Raw genomic sequence first — 15065 nt, 5'->3', positions numbered from 1 at the left:
GACGAAACATGTCGCTTCGGGATTACTCAAGCCGGGCGGGAAAGCCCGGCGCGCGAAGATCGGTGCCCAGAAGGTCCTCAAGCAGCTTGGCGATCATCGGGGACTGGGCCTTGCCGCCATATGCCGCCTTGGCCGCCACATAGGTCTGGTTCGTCATGCTGGCGAGGTCGAGCGGCACGCCGAATTCCTTGCCGAACCCAAGCGCGAAGCCAAGATCCTTGAGCGCAAGGTCAATGTCGAAGGCGATGTCGTAGGAGCCGTTGAGGATCAGCGCGCCCTCGGTTTCGTGCACGAAGGAATTGCCCGACGACGCCTGGATCGCGTGCCAGGCCTGTCCCAGGTCCAGCCCGCCGCGCTTGGCCAGCATCAGTGCCTCGGAGCAGGCTTTCAGGTGGATGAAGGCCAACATGTTGGTGATGACCTTGATGATCGAGGACGACCCCAGCGGCCCCATGTGGAAGATGCGATTGCCCATCGCCTCGAACGCCTTCCAGTGCAGGTCGACAAGTTCCTTGTCCCCGCCCGGAAGCATCGTGATCTCGCCCCGCGCGGCCAGGTGCACGCCGCCTGTGACAGGCAGTTCCAGCATCCGGATGCCGCTGGCCTCGGCGATCTTGGCAAAGGCCAGAACGTCGTCGCGGCCAAGTGTCGACATCTCGATCCAGGTCGCGCCGGGCTTCATCACGGGCAGGATCTGGGCAAGCACCTTTTCCGTAACGGCGGGCGAGGGAAGGCAGGTGATGACGTGATCCGCGCGTGCGGCGGCATCGGCGGCGCTGTCGGCCCACTGTGCGCCCGCCTCGATCAACGGATCCGCGGCGGCCCGATTCAGGTCGAAGACCGTAAGCTCGAACCCCGCCCGGAGCAGACAGGCGGCGCAGTTCGCGCCAAGGTTTCCAAGGCCAATGTAGGCGTAATGCATTTCGCGCTTTCTCCTTCGCCGTCGAGGCGCAGGCCGCGCCCGCGCGGCCCCGCACCGGCGTTTGCGTGACTAGTCGTTGAAGTACATGTTGAATCTGGTGCGGATCGCACGGTCCAGATCGGGCGTGATCTGGCATCCCGAGGCCGCCAGGATCTCGTTCTTGCGCCGGATCGCCTGGTCCAGCAGCATCGGCCGCCCGGCCTCGACCCATTCCTTCGGGCTCATCCGGTTGCCGATCGCCGGGTAGACATACTCCGTCTGCATCAGGCTGAGCGTCTGGCCCGATCCAAGATAGTGGCCCGGCCCGCCCAGGCAAACTTCCTTCATCGCCTCGATCGAGGTCGAATCCTCGTTCACGTCGATGCCGCGCACGCAGCGCAGGACCTGGCCCAGGATGTCGTCGCCCAGCACCAGCGATTCCAGGCAGAACCCCAGCAGCGAGGCGTGCATGCCGACCGATTCGTAGACCATGTTCAGGCCCGACAGGCCGGCCAGCGTGTTGGTGATGGCCTGTTCCCAGCCCGCCTGCATGTCGGGCAGCTTCGCGTCCGAAATCCCCGCGGCGGCGCCGCCGGGCAGGTTGTAGAACCGATGCATCTGCGCGCAGCCTGCGGTAAGAAGCGCCTGTTCCGCGCTGCCGCCCGACATCGCCCCGGTGCGCAGGTCGCTGACGAAGGGCCAGGTTCCGAAAACGGCCGGATGCCCCGGCTTGATCGCGTTGACATAGACCACGCCGGCAAGGCATTCGGCCACCGCCTGCACGATCGCCAGCGCGATGGGCGCGGGCGCCGTCGCCCCCGCCTGCCCCGCCGACAGAAGCAGAACCGGCATGCCCGCGCGGATCAGCTTTTCCATCGTGACGCAGCTTTCCTCGGCGAATTTCATCGGCGGCACGACGAAGCAGTTCGAGTTCGAGATGAACGGGCGCGCGCGCCACTGCTCTTCTCCGCCGGCGATCATGTGGATCAGCTCCATGCAGCCCTCGACATGGGAGGGGTCGCTGAACGAAGTGCCGACATGCTTCGTGGTCCCCGAACAGCAGGCATAAAGCGTGTTCAGGTCCATTTCGTAGTTGTCCAGGACGTCGCGGCAGACCATCGCGCGCTGGAAGAAGTGCACGTTGTCAAGCTGATGGGTGATCCGCGCCGCGTCGTAAAGGTCCTGCGCGGTGGAATCGCGATAGGTGTTGGTCTCGAGGTCAACGATATGAACGGCAGCCCCAGCGGTGCCGAAATGCACCTTGGTGCCGGACAGATGCAGGTCGTGCCGGGGATCGCGCCCGTGAAGCGTGATGTCGCGCGCGGCGACCGCCAGCATGTCCTCGACCAGCGCGCGGGGGAAGCGCAGCCGCCCGTCGTCGCCCAGGATGGCCCCGGCCCGTGTCATCGCCTCGACACCCGATGCGGGGGCGTTCGCCAGACCGATGACCTCAAGCGCCTCAAGCGCAGCCTGGTGGATGCGAGCGATCCCGGCTTCGGTCAGGGGCCGGTACTGCCCGCCGTCAAGCCCCGCCCGCACTGGGCGGATGTTTTCCGCAAGCGGCGCGGCCCTCAGGGCGCGACGCGCCTCGCGCCCGCCCGCCCGTGCCGCCCGCCGCGGCTCGCAATTCAGCGCATCATCCGACATCTTGTCTCTCCCGAAAGCGGTCTGCTTTCACTTTGGTTCACGTCTTCCGAAGGCCGGGGCTGTCCCGGTCCCTCGTATCAGGCCCGCACGCGTTCGCCCTTGGGATCGTACATCGGTGCCAGCGACACCTCGGCCTTCACCCGCCGCCCGGCAACCTCGATCTCGTAGCCAGAGGCCAGGATCTCGTCGGTGCTTTCGCCCTTGCAGGGCAGGTACCCCATGCCGATCGCGCCCCCCAGGTGATGTCCGTAGGCACCGGAGGTAAGGTGGCTGACGATCCGGCCGTCACGGATCACCGGTTCGTTGTGGTAGACCATGACTTCTGGCTCCAGCAGGCGGAACTGCACCATCCGCCGGTCAAGCCCGGCCTCCTTCTTGCGCAGCACCGCATCGCGGCCGATGAAGCCGGGCTTCGTGGTCTTGACCGCGAAGCCCAGCCCCGCCTCGAGCACGTTGTCTTCGCATGTGATGTCGTGGCCGAAGTGGCGGAACGCCTTTTCGATCCGGCAGCTGTCCATCATGTGCATGCCGCACAGTTTCAGCCCAAAGTCCCGGCCCGCATCCCATAGCGTTTCGAAGACATGCGCCGCCATGTCGGAGGAAATGTAGATCTCCCATCCCAGCTCGCCGACGTAGGACACGCGATGCGCGCGCGCCAATCCCATGCCGATCTCGATCTCCTGCGCGGTGCCGAAGGGATTGGCGGCGTTCGAGAAGTCGTTCGGGCTGACGGCTTGCATCAGCTTGCGGGCGTTCGGCCCCATCACGGCCAGCACGCCCTCGGCCGCCGTGACATCGGTGATGACGACGTTGAAGTCACCGATGTTGCGGCGCATCCATGCCTGGTCCTTTGGTCGGGTCACGGCGGGGGTGACGACGAGATAAGCCGTTTCGCTTAGTCGCGTCACGGTCACGTCCGCCTCGATCCCGCCCGCCGCGTTCAGGAACTGGGTATAGACGATCTTGCCCGCCGGGACCGACATGTCAGCGCCGCAGATAAGGTTCAGATAGGCCTCCGCGTCGCGCCCCTCGACCCGGATCTTTCCGAACGAGGACATGTCGTACATGCCGACATTGGTGCGCACCGCGTTGTGTTCCGCCGCCTGGTTCGAGAACCAGTTCTGCGGACCCCAGCTGTAGCGGTATTCGCGCTCCTGGCCCGGTGCCGCGAACCAGTTGGCGCGCTCCCATCCTCCGATTTCTCCGAAGACCGCGCCCTGGGCTTCCAGATGGGTGTGGAAGGGCGTTCGGCGCACACCGCGCGCGGTGTCCTTCTGGCGATAGGGGAAGTGGTCGGCGTAAAGCAGGCCCAGCGTCTCCTTGGAGCGTTCGAACAGGTAGTGGCGGTTGCCCTGGAAGGGCTGGTTGCGCGCCACGTCCACGTCGCCAAGGTCGAAGGGCTTTTCACCCGTCTCCATCCACTGCGCGAGCGCCATTCCCGCGCCTCCCGCCGACTGGATGCCGATGGAGTTGAAGCCCGCCGCGACCCAGCAGTTGTCCACCTCAAGCGACAGGCCAAGGTTATAGGCGTCGTCGGGGGTGAAGCTTTCGGGTCCATTGAAGAAGGTGTGGATGCCCGCCTCCGCCAGCATCGGCAGGCGGTTCACGGCACGCTCCAGGATCGGTTCGAAATGATCGAAGTCCTCGGGCAGTTGGTCGAAGCAGAAGTCCTCGGGGATGCCCTTCATGCCCCAGGGCTTGGCGTTCGGCTCGAATGCGCCCAGAAGGTACTTGCCCGCGTCCTCCTTGTAATAGGCGCATTCGTCGGGCACCCGCAGGACCGGCATCTGGCTGAGGCCCTCGATCGGCTCGGTGACGATGTAGAAGTGCTCGCAGGCGTGCAGCGGCACGTTTACACCCGCCATGCGGCCGACCTCATGGCCCCACATGCCGGCGCAGTTGACGACGTGATCGGCCACGATCGTGCCGCTTTCCCCGCCCTGTTGCCAGGACACCGATTTCGCGCGGCGTCCCTCGACCGCGATCCCCGTGACCTTGACGCCCTCGACGACCAGCGCGCCGCGCTGGCGTGCGCCCTTGGCCAGCGCAAGCGCGATGTTGGCCGGATCGCCCTGCCCGTCGGTCGGAAGCCAGACGCCTGCCTTCACGCCCTCTATGTTCAGATGGGCGTAGCGCTCCTTGACTTCCTGCGGCGACATCTCCTCGACCGGAACGCCGAAGGCGCGCGCCATCGAGGCGGAGCGGAACAGTTCCTCCTTCCGGGCGTCCGTCAGCGCGACCGAGATCGAGCCCACGGTCTTGACGCCTGTGGCCAGCCCCGTCTCGGCCTCAAGTCCACGGTAGAGGTCGGCGGAATATTTCGCGAGCCGGGTCATGTTGGCGGAGGCGCGCAACTGCCCGATCAGCCCTGCGGCGTGCCATGTCGTGCCACAGGTCAACTGCTTGCGTTCAAGCAGAACCACGTCCTTCCAACCAAGCTTGGTCAGATGGTAGGCGACCGAACATCCGACGACGCCGCCGCCGATGATGACGACACGCGCCTGGGTGGGAAGGGAAGTCATTGCACAGGCTCCTTGCTGGCGGAAACGGTGGCGTGCGCGCGCCGAGCGCGCGCCTTAGGATGATCGGGATCAGGCACGGATCCGCTCATTTTCCGGATCCCACAGGGGTTGATCCGGCTGCACGACCGCGCGGCGACGCTCGCCATAGATTTCGACCTCGATTTGGGTTCCGGGTGTCGCAAGGTCCGATCGGACCATCCCGAACGCGATCGACTTGCCCACGCGGTAGCCCCATCCGCCCGAGGTGGTTTCGCCGACGACCGCGCCGTCGTGCCAGAGCGTCGACATGTAAGGCGCGTCAGCCTCGCCCGCGTCGACCACCAGCGTCACGAAGCGCTTTTTCGAACCGCGCTGCTTTTCTGCCAGCAATGCCGCCTTGCCCGGGAAATCCTGCGGCTTGTCGAACTTGATGAATCGCTCGAGACCACCTTCCAGCAGGCTGTAGTCCGTCGAAAGATCGCCCTTCCACGCACGGTAGCCCTTTTCCAGGCGCAGCGAATTCAGCGCCCACATGCCAAAGGGTTTCGCCCCCGCGCCCAGGACCGCGTCGTAGATCGCGGGCATGTCGGCCACCTTGGCGTGAACCTCCCATCCCAGTTCTCCGGCGAAGCTGACGCGCGCCAGCATCGCAGGCCGCCCCGCGACGGTCGCGGACTGGATCGAGAGCCAGGGCAGCGACAGGTCGGCCTCGCCGATCGCGGCGAAAAGATCGCGCGCCTTGGGGCCCGAGACGATCAGCGTGTCGAACTCGACCGTGCGGTCCGTCAGCGACAGGCCGGGCGCAAGGTTTCGGCGCAGATGCTCGCCATCGTGCCACTGCGCGGTCGCGGCGGTGATCAGGGTAAAGTCGTCCGCGCCGTGGCGCAGGATCGACATCTCGGTCAGGATGCGGCCGCGCTTGTCGGGGAAGTAGCCAAGGTTCATCCGCCCGATCTTGGGCAACGCGCCCGAGATCATTCCGCGCAGCCAGTCTGCGGTGCCCGCACCGGACAGGTCGAAGCGCGAGAAACCGGGCAGGTTCAAGACGCCAACCCCGTCGCGGACCGCCTCGCATTCCTCGCGGATGCGGGCCTCCCACGGGCCCGCGCGGTTCCAGGTCTGGGTCGCCTCCTCGGAGGTGTCGTCGCCCGGTTTCGCGAACCAGTTCGCGCGCTCCCACCCGTTGTAGGGACCGAACTGGCCACCCAGTGCCTTGACCTTGTCGTGCACCGGGGAAAGCTTGCGATCCGGCGCTGCGGGCCAGCGGTGCCAGGGGAAGTGCATGGCGTATTCGTGCCCATACACCTCCTTGCCCTTTTCCACGCAGTATTCCGGGTCGGTGTAGTCGGTGAAGCGGCGCGGGTCGCAGGACCACATGTCCCACTCGGTGCAGCCCTCAGTAATCCACTCGGCCAGCACCTTGCCCGCGCCACCGCCCTGGGCGATGCCGAAGGTGAAGACGCAGGCCTCGAATGCGTTCGGCACGCCCGGCATGGGTCCGATCAGCGGATTTCCGTCCGGCGCATAGGGGATGGGGCCGTTGATGACCTTGCTGACCCCCGCCTCACCCAGCACCGGCACGCGCGCCAGGGCGTCTTCGATGTAGAATTCCAGCCGATCCAGGTCGTCAGGGTACAGCTGGAACGAGAAGTCGTCAGGCATCGGGTCGTTGGGCGTGGCCCAGTGCGCCTTGCAGTTGCGTTCATACGGGCCAAGGTTGAAGCCGTACTTTTCCTGCCGCAGGTAATAGGAGGTGTCGACATCGCGCAGCAGCGGCAGCTTTTGCCCGGCCGAGGTCGACCAGTCCTTCACCGCGTCGACCTCCTCGAACAGCAGGTACTGGTGCGACATCACCATCATCGGCACCGTGCGCCCTCCGTAGGGCTTGAACCACTCGCCGACGCGCTGCGCGTAGTAGCCGGCGGCATTGACCACGTATTCGCAGCGAATGTCGCCCTTTTCGGTGTGAACGATCCATTCCCCGTTCTCTCGGCTGACGCCCGTTGCCGGGGTAAAGCGCAGGATCGTGGCGCCCATGTCGCGCGCGCCCTTGGCCAACGCCTGGGTCAGCTGCGCCGGGTCGATGTCACCGTCGGCCGGATCGTAAAGCGCGCCCTTCAGGCCGTGGGTTTCCATGAAGGGATACTTGCCCTTGATCTCATCTGCGCCCAGGATCTCGATGTTCATGCCCTGGTAGCGGCCCATGCCCTTGGCGCGTTCGAATTCCTGCATCCGTTCGTTCGAATGGGCCAGGCGGATCGATCCGGTCACGTGGTAGTTCATCGGGTAATCGACCGCCGCGCCAAGCCCGCGATAAAGCTCGGTCGAATAGCGCTGCATGTTCATCAGCGACCACGAGGTCGAGAAGGTCGGTACGTTGCCCGCCGCGTGCCAGGTCGAACCCGCCGTCAGTTCGTTCTTTTCCAGAAGCACGCAGTCCGTCCAGCCCGCCTTGGCCAGGTGGTAAAGCGATGAAACGCCGACAACGCCTCCGCCGATGATCACAACTCGCGCTGTCGAAGGTATGCCGCTCATGCTTTGCTCCCAAGGTCTTGTCGGGCGCGAGTATCGCGATCTGGCGCGCCGCTTTCAATTCGCTCGTAGCGCGGTTATTAATCGGATATTCCGATAAGGAGCCGCCCATGAATGAGCCTCTGTTTTCCCGCGACACCTCGGTTCTTGCGGTCATCGACGTCCAGTCCGTCTTTCTGGACAAGTTGCCCGAGGCGGAGCGGACGCCGCTTGTCGGTCGCATCTGCTGGCTTGTGAGGGCGGCGGACGCGCTTGGCGTGCCCATCATCGCGATGGCCGAGGACATCGCCGCGAACGGGCCGCCGGTTCCCCCCATCACCGCCGCGCTGCCCGAGGGGACGCTTGTTCACGACAAGCGCGTCTTCGGGCTTGCCGGGCAGCCGGACATCCTTGCGGATCTCACGTCGCGGGGCCGCGGCGACGTCGTTCTGGCCGGGCTTGAGACTGACGTTTGCGTGGCGCAGTCCGCCCTTGGGCTGATCGGCGCCGGCTTTCGGGTCGCCGCTTTGTCGGATGCCACCGGTTCGCCCGGCGCATGCCACGCGGCGGGGCTTGAGCGGATGCGCGGCGGCGGGGTTCATATCTCGACGGTCAAGGGCATCTACTACGAATGGGTCCGCGACCTTGAAACCTTGGCGCGTGTGAAGGCGCAGATCGGGACCACGCTTCCGGCCGGGCTGACGCTCTGATGCAGATCGAGCTGATCGAAACATTCCTGGACCTGTGCGAAACCCGCAGCTTCAACCGGACCGCCGAACGGCTGGGGGTGACGCAGTCCACCGTTTCCGGCCGCATCCGGGCGCTGGAAACCGCCTTGGGCCAGCGGCTGTTCCTGCGCTCGCGCGCGGGCACGTCGCTGACGCTTCAAGGCATGCGGTTCGAGCCGCATGCGCGCAGCCTGCGCCTGGGTTGGGCCGAGGCGCGCCACGCCATCAGCCAAAGCGGGGGCCGCGCAGCGACCGTTCGCATCGGAATCCAGCACGATCTTGTAGGCGGCCACTTTTCCGAGCTTATCCGGGCTTTCCGCGCGGCGTTTCCCGACACGTCCTTTTTCTTCGAAGCCGACTATTCCGCCCAGATGTGCGCGGACCTGACGACGGGGGCCGAAGACCTTGCCATCCTGTTTTCGCCCCGCTTCCATCCGGACCTCTATTTCGAACCACTGGGGGAAATCACCTACGAAATGGTCTCGACCGAGGTCGACCGGCTAGAGGAGGTGCGCCGCGAAACCTATATCCTGCCGCATTTTTCCGACGCGATCCCGCACGCCCACGCGGCGCTGCATCCGGCGCTGGCCACCGCGACCCTGTCGATCGGCCAGAACGCTGCGATGGTCAGCCTGATGCGCACGATGGGCGGCACCGCCTATGTCCTGCGCGAATCCGCCGGCGCCCTGTTGGGCGAGGGCGTCTGCCGCCGCGTGGCCGATGCTCAGCCCATCCCCCAGGCAGTGTTCGTGGGGGTCAACCAGCGCCAGCGCCACCGCCCCGTTCAGCGCCGCCTGTTCCAGATCCTGAGGGATCACTTCCGCGCGCCCGCGCCAAAAGCTCAGGTGAAGGGTGCCTGAGGAACGGGCCAAGAATTGCCACAGCTCGGGAAATACGACCACGCAGTCCCCGGTTTCCCATCGATCACCCTTGACACGACGGCGCCGAGCGCGCATGTGCCGCGTGTTCGCTGCGCTGCCGCGTGAGACAGCCGCGCCCAAGAACCGGGCGCACCGGCGACACCAACTTCCGGTTCCCCATCACGCAGGGTTCTGAACGTCAGGCAGGACAGGCGCATGCGGCGCAGGTCCGGCAGCCCGGCGAAACCCTCGCTTGCCACGACTTTCGTGGCCCCAATGTTGCTGCGCCCGCATTGGCGCGGCCCGAAAGGAATACCTTGTTCGACTTTGACATGCTCGGCCTTGCGCCGACCCTGACCGCCGCCGTGAAGCGCGCGGGCCTGACCCAACCGACGCCGATCCAGAATCAGGCGATCCCGCTTGCGCTGCAAGGCGACGACATCCTTGGCCTTGCCCAGACCGGCACCGGCAAGACGCTGGCCTTCGGCCTGCCGCTGATCGATCAGCTTCTGGCGCAGCCCGGCAAGCCCGAGCCCAAGACGGTCAAGGCGCTGATCCTGGCGCCGACGCGCGAGCTGGTGAACCAGATCGCCGACAGCCTGCGGGTGCTGACCACCGGCACAAAGGTCCGCATCGTGACCGTCGTCGGCGGCCAGTCCATCAACAAGCAGATCGAGGTCCTGAAGCGTGGCGCCGACATCCTTGTCGCGACGCCCGGCCGCCTGATCGACCTGATGGATCGCGGCGCGGTCGATCTTTCCACCGTGCGTCACCTCGTCCTGGACGAGGCCGACCAGATGCTTGACCTCGGCTTCATCCACGCCCTGCGCAAGATCGCGCCGCGCCTGGGCACACCGCGTCAGACGATGCTCTTTTCCGCCACCATGCCCAAGCAGATGGAAGAACTGAGCCGCGCCTACCTGACCAACCCCAAGCGCGTGCAGGTTTCGCCTCCGGGCAAGGCTGCCGACAAGATCACGCAGTCGGTCTATTTCCTGGACCGTGCGCGCAAGCCCGACATGCTGCGCGATATCCTGACGCGCGACCTTGGCGCACTGACGCTGGTTTTCTCGCGCACGAAGCACGGCGCGGAAAAGCTGATGAAGGACCTTGTCGCGGACGGATTCAACGCCGCCTCGATCCACGGCAACAAGAGCCAGGGCCAGCGTGACCGCGCGATCAAGGCCTTCCGTGACGGCACGGTGTCGATCCTCGTGGCGACCGATGTCGCCGCGCGCGGCATCGATATTCCGGGTGTCGCCTATGTCATCAACTACGACCTGCCCGAGGTGCCCGACAACTACGTCCACCGCATCGGCCGCACCGCACGCGCCGGGCGCGAGGGCGAGGCGATCGCGTTCTGCACCCCGGACGAGGCCGATCAGCTGCGCGACATCCAGAAGCTGATGAAGATCGAAATTCCGGTCGCGGGCGGTCAAAGCCCGATGTTTTCAGCAGAGCGCACAGCGCGCAAGCCCGGCCCGAAACGTCATCGCGGCCCGAAGCCGGATTTCGCCGCCGGTGAAAAGAGCGCGCCGAACAGCAACCGCCGGCGTCAGCGCCGCCGCCGCGCGGCCTGAGGCGCAACGACGTTCAGGGTCGTGGATCCACGGGTCCGCGACCCTGAAAAGCGCTTGGTCCAAGGGCCGCAACCTTGCTGGCGGATCAGGCGCCCGGAGGCAAGGGGAATCGAAGTTCGAACCGCACCGCGCCCTGACCAACGGTTCGGCTGACCTGCACGCCCATCGCCTTGGCCAGCGCTTCAACGATGGACAGCCCAAGCCCAAGTCCGGATGATCCGCGCCCGCGATCAAAACGCCCTTCGGGCAGCGCGTCCCGGAGGCTTGGGTTCTCGATGGACACGATCCCGTTCGGGGACAGGCGCAGACGCACTTCGCCGGTGCCATGCTGAAGCGCATTTTCGATCAGGTTGCGCAACAGGATGGCAATGGCGTCGGCATCGGCCGCAACCGTCAGGCCATCCAGATCGCCATCATCGAACCGGATCGGGTGGGACGCAAAGGGCCGCAGTTCGTCGATCAGCAGACCGATGATCCTGACCAGATCGGACGGCCCGCGGCCAAGGCCGACCCCGGCGTCGAGCCGCGCAAGCTGCAGCAGCCGCTCAAGCCTGCGGGTCAGGGCATCGATCGTTTCCACGGCCGCGACGGTGTCGGCATCCGACGAAAGCTCCAGCCGTCCTCGCAGCGCCGCGAGAGGCGTGCGCAACTCGTGCGCGGCGTTGGCGACAAAGTCCTTCTCTGCCTGGCGCAGCTGACCTATCCGCGCAAGATAGCCGTTGAAGGCCTCGGCCAGTGGCCGCAGTTCTTTCGGCAAACCGTCGGCGGCGACCGGCGAGAGGTCGTCGGGATTTCTCCCCGATACCGAACCCGCCAGGCGCGCCACGGGCGCCGTCGCCTCGGACACGGTCCGGCGCAGGCCCCAGACGATCAGCAGCACCAGCGGCAGCGCGAGCATCAGGAACGCCGAGGCCGCCTCGATCACCTCTTCGCGGCGCCACCCGGTGGAATGCGCGGCTTCGATCACGGCGCCTTCGGCGCTGCGGCGCAGGATCCGCCAGCCCGGCGCGTCGTGGAAACCGTCGCTGATTAGTTCGGGCCAGGGCGCGGTCGCACCGGTGCCTTCCGGAGAAAGGATGCGCAGCACGCGCTCGCCATCGTTCGTCTGCACGCCGATCGTGCGGGGAATTCGCCCACCCTGCGCGGTGTCCAGATAGAGAACCGTGGTTTCGACCAGCGCCCGCAGTTCCTCGTCGAACATCTCGTTCATCTCGTGGTCCAGCACGAGGGCAGACAGCGCGATCGTCGCAAGCCAGCCGCCCAGAACCAGCCACAGAACCCGAAGCGTCAGTTTCCTGCGCAGCGACCAGGGGCGGAAGGATCCGGTCATGGCAAGACGTATCCCAGGCCGCGCCGCGTCTCTATCACCGCGGGGCCAAGCTTGTTGCGCAGACGCGAGACATAGACCTCGACCGCGTTGCCTTCGATCGCGGTATCGAAACTGCCCAGCACATCTTCCAGCACCGACTTCGACACGACGCGCCCGCGCGCGCCCAGCAGGGCGTCGAACACCGCCCATTCCCGCGCCGTCAGCCTGATTTCCGCGCCGTCCCGCCAAAGCCGCGCGGCGGCGCGATCGACCTCCAGATCCGCGACGGCGATCCGGGTTTCCGGCAGGCCCTGCCCGCGCCGCGCATGGGCCCGGATGCGGGCCGACAGTTCGCTGAGATCGAAGGGCTTGACGACATAGTCATCGGCCCCGGCATCCAGTCCCGCGATCCGGTCGCTGATCTGGTCGCGCGCGGTGGCGATCAGCACCGGCGTCCGGTCACCCGCCCGGCGGCGTGCCCTCAGCACATCCAGCCCGGACCCGTCGGGCAGGCCAAGGTCGAGAATCACGCAGGCGTAGGTCGCCAGCGCCATCGCCTCCTCGGCTGTTGCGGCATCGGCGGCGTGGTCGACGGCATGTCCCTCGGCCCTGAGAAACCTCAGGATCGACTGGGCAAGCTCATCGGTGTCTTCGACCAGCAGCAGGCGCATGACCCCTTGTAGCCTGCTCCAGCAGGTGGTGCGAGTGGCAGTTTCATCGCCTCTGTAAGGCTGCCGCAAGGTTCCCCTGCAATGGCAGTCTCGCAGGCCCGCCAGGGCCTTGCGCGGACCGCAAGTCCGATGACCGCCCCGGTTTTTCATGCCGGGCCTGCCCTGCACCAGAGAAAGACAGATGACCGAGCAGAACGCGTGCTTCGCAAACCGACTGAAACTCCCTCGCCCGGTGATCGGGCAGACCGCATTGAACCTGATCGTGGCTGTCTACATCCTCGCGATCCTCAACACCGGTTTCTGGAACCGTCTGATCGACATCTTCGGCGACAGCCCGTTTCAGGCCGCCTTGTTCGCGACCTCGATCTTCGCGCTGACCGTCCTGACGCTTGAATTCCTCGCCCCGGGCCGGCTGCAAAGACCGGTCGCCACGGTCCTGATCCTGGTGTCTGCGAGCGCGCATTACTATGAACGGGCCTTCGGCGTTCTGATCGACCGCGAAATGGTGCGAAACGTGCTTGAGACGACCGTCACCGAATCGCGCCACCTGATGACCATGGGGGCGGTGTCGTCGATCATTCTGACCGGCGTCCTTCCCGCGGCGCTTCTTTTCTGGCCGCGCGTCGCCCGCGTGAAGCGCTGGCATCACCTCTGGCGCTGGCCGCTTGGGGTGACGCTGTCCCTTGCGGTGCTGGTCGGCGGGCTTTTTGCCGACTTCAAGACATTCTCGGCGGTCCTGCGCGAAAGAAAGGACCTCATGGCCTCCTATCAGCCGGGCGCGACCATCGCCGCCGTGACGCGCTATGCCAAGCAGCAGTTCAAGGCCGAGGCCGGGGCGCTGCGCGCTATCGCGACGGATGCGGCACCCGGCCCCTTCCTGGCCGCGGCGGACAAGCCCGTGCTTCTGGTGCTGTTCGTCGGCGAAACCGCGCGCGCACAGAACTTTGGCCTGAACGGCTATGCGCGCCAGACGACACCCGGCCTGGCCGAGCGCGACGTGATCAACCTCCCGGACGTGTCGTCCTGCGGCACCTCGACCGCGGTGTCGCTGCCCTGCATGTTCTCAAACCTGTCGCAGGTGGACTACACGCGCGACAAGTTTCTGGCGCAGGAAAACCTGTTGGACGTGTTGGCGCGCGCTGGCTTCGCCGTCCGCTGGGTCGACAACAACACGGGCGATCAGCATATCGCCGCACGCACCGGGTGGGATCGGGTGGACGCGGCGCTGGACGCCGCCGCCTGCGCGGTGGAATGCACGGACGAGGCCTTCCTGCCGCTGATCCGGCAGACGCTGGACACGATCACGCAGAACACGGTCCTGGTGCTTCACATGATCGGCAACCATGGCCCGGCCTATCACCTGCGCTATCCGCGCGATCGCGCCGTCTTTGCGCCCGACTGCCAGACGGCGGAGTTCGCCGACTGCACCGTCGATGAAATCGTCAACGCCTACGACAACGCGATCCTGGAAACCGACTACGTCCTGTCGCAGACCATCGACATGCTGTCGGGCAGCGACCGGGCGCTGACCGCGATGCTGTATCTGTCGGATCACGGGGAATCGCTTGGCGAAGGCGGGCTCTACCTTCACGCCGCCCCGATGTTCATGGCGCCCGAGACGCAGACGAAGGTTCCCATGGTGCTCTGGCTGGATGACGGCTACAAGCAGGCCATGGGCCTGGACGCGGGCTGCCTGGCCAAGGCCGCCGCGCGGCCGGCAAGCCAGGACAACCTCTTCCACAGCGTTCTTGGCCTGCTTGACGTCGCGACGACGGCGCGCGACCCAGGGTTCGATCTGACGCAGGGTTGCCAGGAACAAAGGGCAAGCTGATGAGTGCTCCGGAAAGCGAAACGCCCCGAACCGTGGTGCCCCCCAGGGGCGGGCTGATGCATGTCGTGGATGCCGCCGGTTATTCGCTGCACGGCCTGCGCCGCCTGTGGGCGGAAACGGCGGCCCGGCTTGAGATTCTGGGCGCATTCGTCGTTGCCCTGGCCTTCCTGTGGCGCGGCGTCGAGCCGTGGCACTGGCTGATCGCGGGCGTCCTTGCCGGGCTTGTGCTGGCAGTCGAGGCGATCAACACCGCGATCGAGGTTCTGACCGATCGCGTGTCGCCCGAGTGGTCGCAGATGGCAAAGGATGCAAAGGATCTCGGCTCTCTCGCGGTCGGCCTGATGCTGGTCGTCTTCGCGGGGTTCTTTGCAACGGTGATGACGGGGCTGCTCTGAGGGTCCGTCCGGACCCGCCGGGGCCGCATATCTGCAAGACGGGGATTCGCAGCACCCGTCCCGTCCTTGACGGAGCGGGTTTCAGCGCGCGCCATACCGGCACCACGCAGCCATGCCCGGCAGGGACCCTA

At 66.0% G+C, this 15065-nt stretch carries 10 protein-coding genes and 1 pseudogene; 5 read left to right on the top strand and 6 right to left on the bottom strand.

Going from position 1 to position 15065, the window contains the following annotated elements; all coding sequences use genetic code 11:
* Nucleotides 1–22: 22 nt before the first annotated feature.
* The 4 genes and pseudogenes from OEW28_RS03550 to OEW28_RS03535 form a co-directional block, all read right to left on the bottom strand.
* A pseudogene (locus OEW28_RS03550) lies at nucleotides 23–928 on the bottom strand (NAD(P)-dependent oxidoreductase); the annotation flags it as partial.
* Between the two features lie 63 nt (nucleotides 929–991).
* Entirely contained in the window at nucleotides 992–2548 is a 1557-nt protein-coding gene (locus OEW28_RS03545) for a trimethylamine methyltransferase family protein (RefSeq protein ID WP_263733334.1), read from the bottom strand.
* A gap of 77 nt (nucleotides 2549–2625) precedes the next feature.
* Nucleotides 2626–5070 (bottom strand): GcvT family protein, encoded by a 2445-nt coding sequence (locus tag OEW28_RS03540; RefSeq protein ID WP_263733333.1) that lies wholly within the window; start codon nucleotides 5068–5070, stop codon nucleotides 2626–2628.
* 69 nt (nucleotides 5071–5139) lie between these two features.
* Nucleotides 5140–7584, bottom strand: a complete 2445-nt coding sequence (locus OEW28_RS03535; protein WP_263733332.1) for a GcvT family protein — start codon at nucleotides 7582–7584, stop codon at nucleotides 5140–5142.
* A gap of 107 nt (nucleotides 7585–7691) precedes the next feature.
* On the opposite strand from OEW28_RS03535, the gene OEW28_RS03530 reads away from it, so the two are divergent.
* The 3 genes from OEW28_RS03530 to OEW28_RS03520 all read left to right on the top strand — a co-directional run bounded on the left by OEW28_RS03530 (nucleotide 7692) and on the right by OEW28_RS03520 (nucleotide 10728).
* On the top strand, nucleotides 7692–8270 hold the full coding sequence (locus OEW28_RS03530; RefSeq protein ID WP_263733331.1) for an isochorismatase family protein: 579 nt from the start codon (nucleotides 7692–7694) through the stop codon (nucleotides 8268–8270).
* Nucleotides 8270–9148 carry a LysR family transcriptional regulator gene (locus OEW28_RS03525; protein ID WP_263733330.1) on the top strand — a complete coding sequence of 293 codons (879 nt, stop codon included), beginning with the start codon at nucleotides 8270–8272 and terminating at the stop codon, nucleotides 9146–9148. The genes OEW28_RS03530 and OEW28_RS03525 overlap by 1 nt, the downstream gene beginning before the upstream one ends.
* A 317-nt stretch (nucleotides 9149–9465) precedes the next feature.
* Nucleotides 9466–10728, top strand: a complete 1263-nt coding sequence (locus OEW28_RS03520; RefSeq protein ID WP_263733329.1) for a DEAD/DEAH box helicase — start codon at nucleotides 9466–9468, stop codon at nucleotides 10726–10728.
* 85 nt (nucleotides 10729–10813) lie between these two features.
* On the opposite strand, the gene OEW28_RS03515 is transcribed toward OEW28_RS03520, so the two are convergent.
* Both OEW28_RS03515 and OEW28_RS03510 read right to left on the bottom strand, forming a co-directional pair.
* Nucleotides 10814–12058 carry a histidine kinase dimerization/phospho-acceptor domain-containing protein gene (locus OEW28_RS03515; protein WP_263733328.1) on the bottom strand — a complete coding sequence of 415 codons (1245 nt, stop codon included), beginning with the start codon at nucleotides 12056–12058 and terminating at the stop codon, nucleotides 10814–10816.
* Nucleotides 12055–12708 carry a response regulator gene (locus OEW28_RS03510; RefSeq protein ID WP_263733327.1) on the bottom strand — a complete coding sequence of 218 codons (654 nt, stop codon included), beginning with the start codon at nucleotides 12706–12708 and terminating at the stop codon, nucleotides 12055–12057. Before OEW28_RS03510 ends, OEW28_RS03515 begins: the two co-directional genes overlap by 4 nt.
* 181 nt (nucleotides 12709–12889) lie before the next feature.
* Here OEW28_RS03510 and OEW28_RS03505 point away from each other — a divergent pair, with 181 nt between their 5' ends.
* Nucleotides 12890–14539: a phosphoethanolamine transferase gene (locus OEW28_RS03505; protein WP_263733326.1), complete on the top strand. Its 1650-nt coding sequence runs from the start codon at nucleotides 12890–12892 to the stop codon at nucleotides 14537–14539.
* Nucleotides 14539–14934, top strand: a complete 396-nt coding sequence (locus tag OEW28_RS03500; RefSeq protein ID WP_263733325.1) for a diacylglycerol kinase — start codon at nucleotides 14539–14541, stop codon at nucleotides 14932–14934. Before OEW28_RS03505 ends, OEW28_RS03500 begins: the two co-directional genes overlap by 1 nt.
* Nucleotides 14935–15065 lie beyond the last annotated feature (131 nt).

The sequence above is a fragment of the Albidovulum marisflavi genome (assembly GCF_025751435.1).
Lineage (GTDB): Bacteria > Pseudomonadota > Alphaproteobacteria > Rhodobacterales > Rhodobacteraceae > Albidovulum > Albidovulum marisflavi.
This window is presented reverse-complemented; position numbering and strand designations above follow the sequence as displayed.

Bases quoted from the DNA above. Each gene is read 5' to 3' on its own strand.
- OEW28_RS03545 (WP_263733334.1), bottom strand. From the start codon at position 2,548: ATGTCGGATGATGCGCTGAATTGCGAGCCGCGGCGGGCGGCACGGGCG.
- OEW28_RS03540 (WP_263733333.1), bottom strand. From the start codon at position 5,070: ATGACTTCCCTTCCCACCCAGGCGCGTGTCGTCATCATCGGCGGCGGC.
- OEW28_RS03535 (WP_263733332.1), bottom strand. From the start codon at position 7,584: ATGAGCGGCATACCTTCGACAGCGCGAGTTGTGATCATCGGCGGAGGC.
- OEW28_RS03530 (WP_263733331.1), top strand. From the start codon at position 7,692: ATGAATGAGCCTCTGTTTTCCCGCGACACCTCGGTTCTTGCGGTCATC.
- OEW28_RS03525 (WP_263733330.1), top strand. From the start codon at position 8,270: ATGCAGATCGAGCTGATCGAAACATTCCTGGACCTGTGCGAAACCCGC.
- OEW28_RS03515 (WP_263733328.1), bottom strand. From the start codon at position 12,058: ATGACCGGATCCTTCCGCCCCTGGTCGCTGCGCAGGAAACTGACGCTT.
- OEW28_RS03510 (WP_263733327.1), bottom strand. From the start codon at position 12,708: ATGCGCCTGCTGCTGGTCGAAGACACCGATGAGCTTGCCCAGTCGATC.
- OEW28_RS03505 (WP_263733326.1), top strand. From the start codon at position 12,890: ATGACCGAGCAGAACGCGTGCTTCGCAAACCGACTGAAACTCCCTCGC.
- OEW28_RS03500 (WP_263733325.1), top strand. From the start codon at position 14,539: ATGAGTGCTCCGGAAAGCGAAACGCCCCGAACCGTGGTGCCCCCCAGG.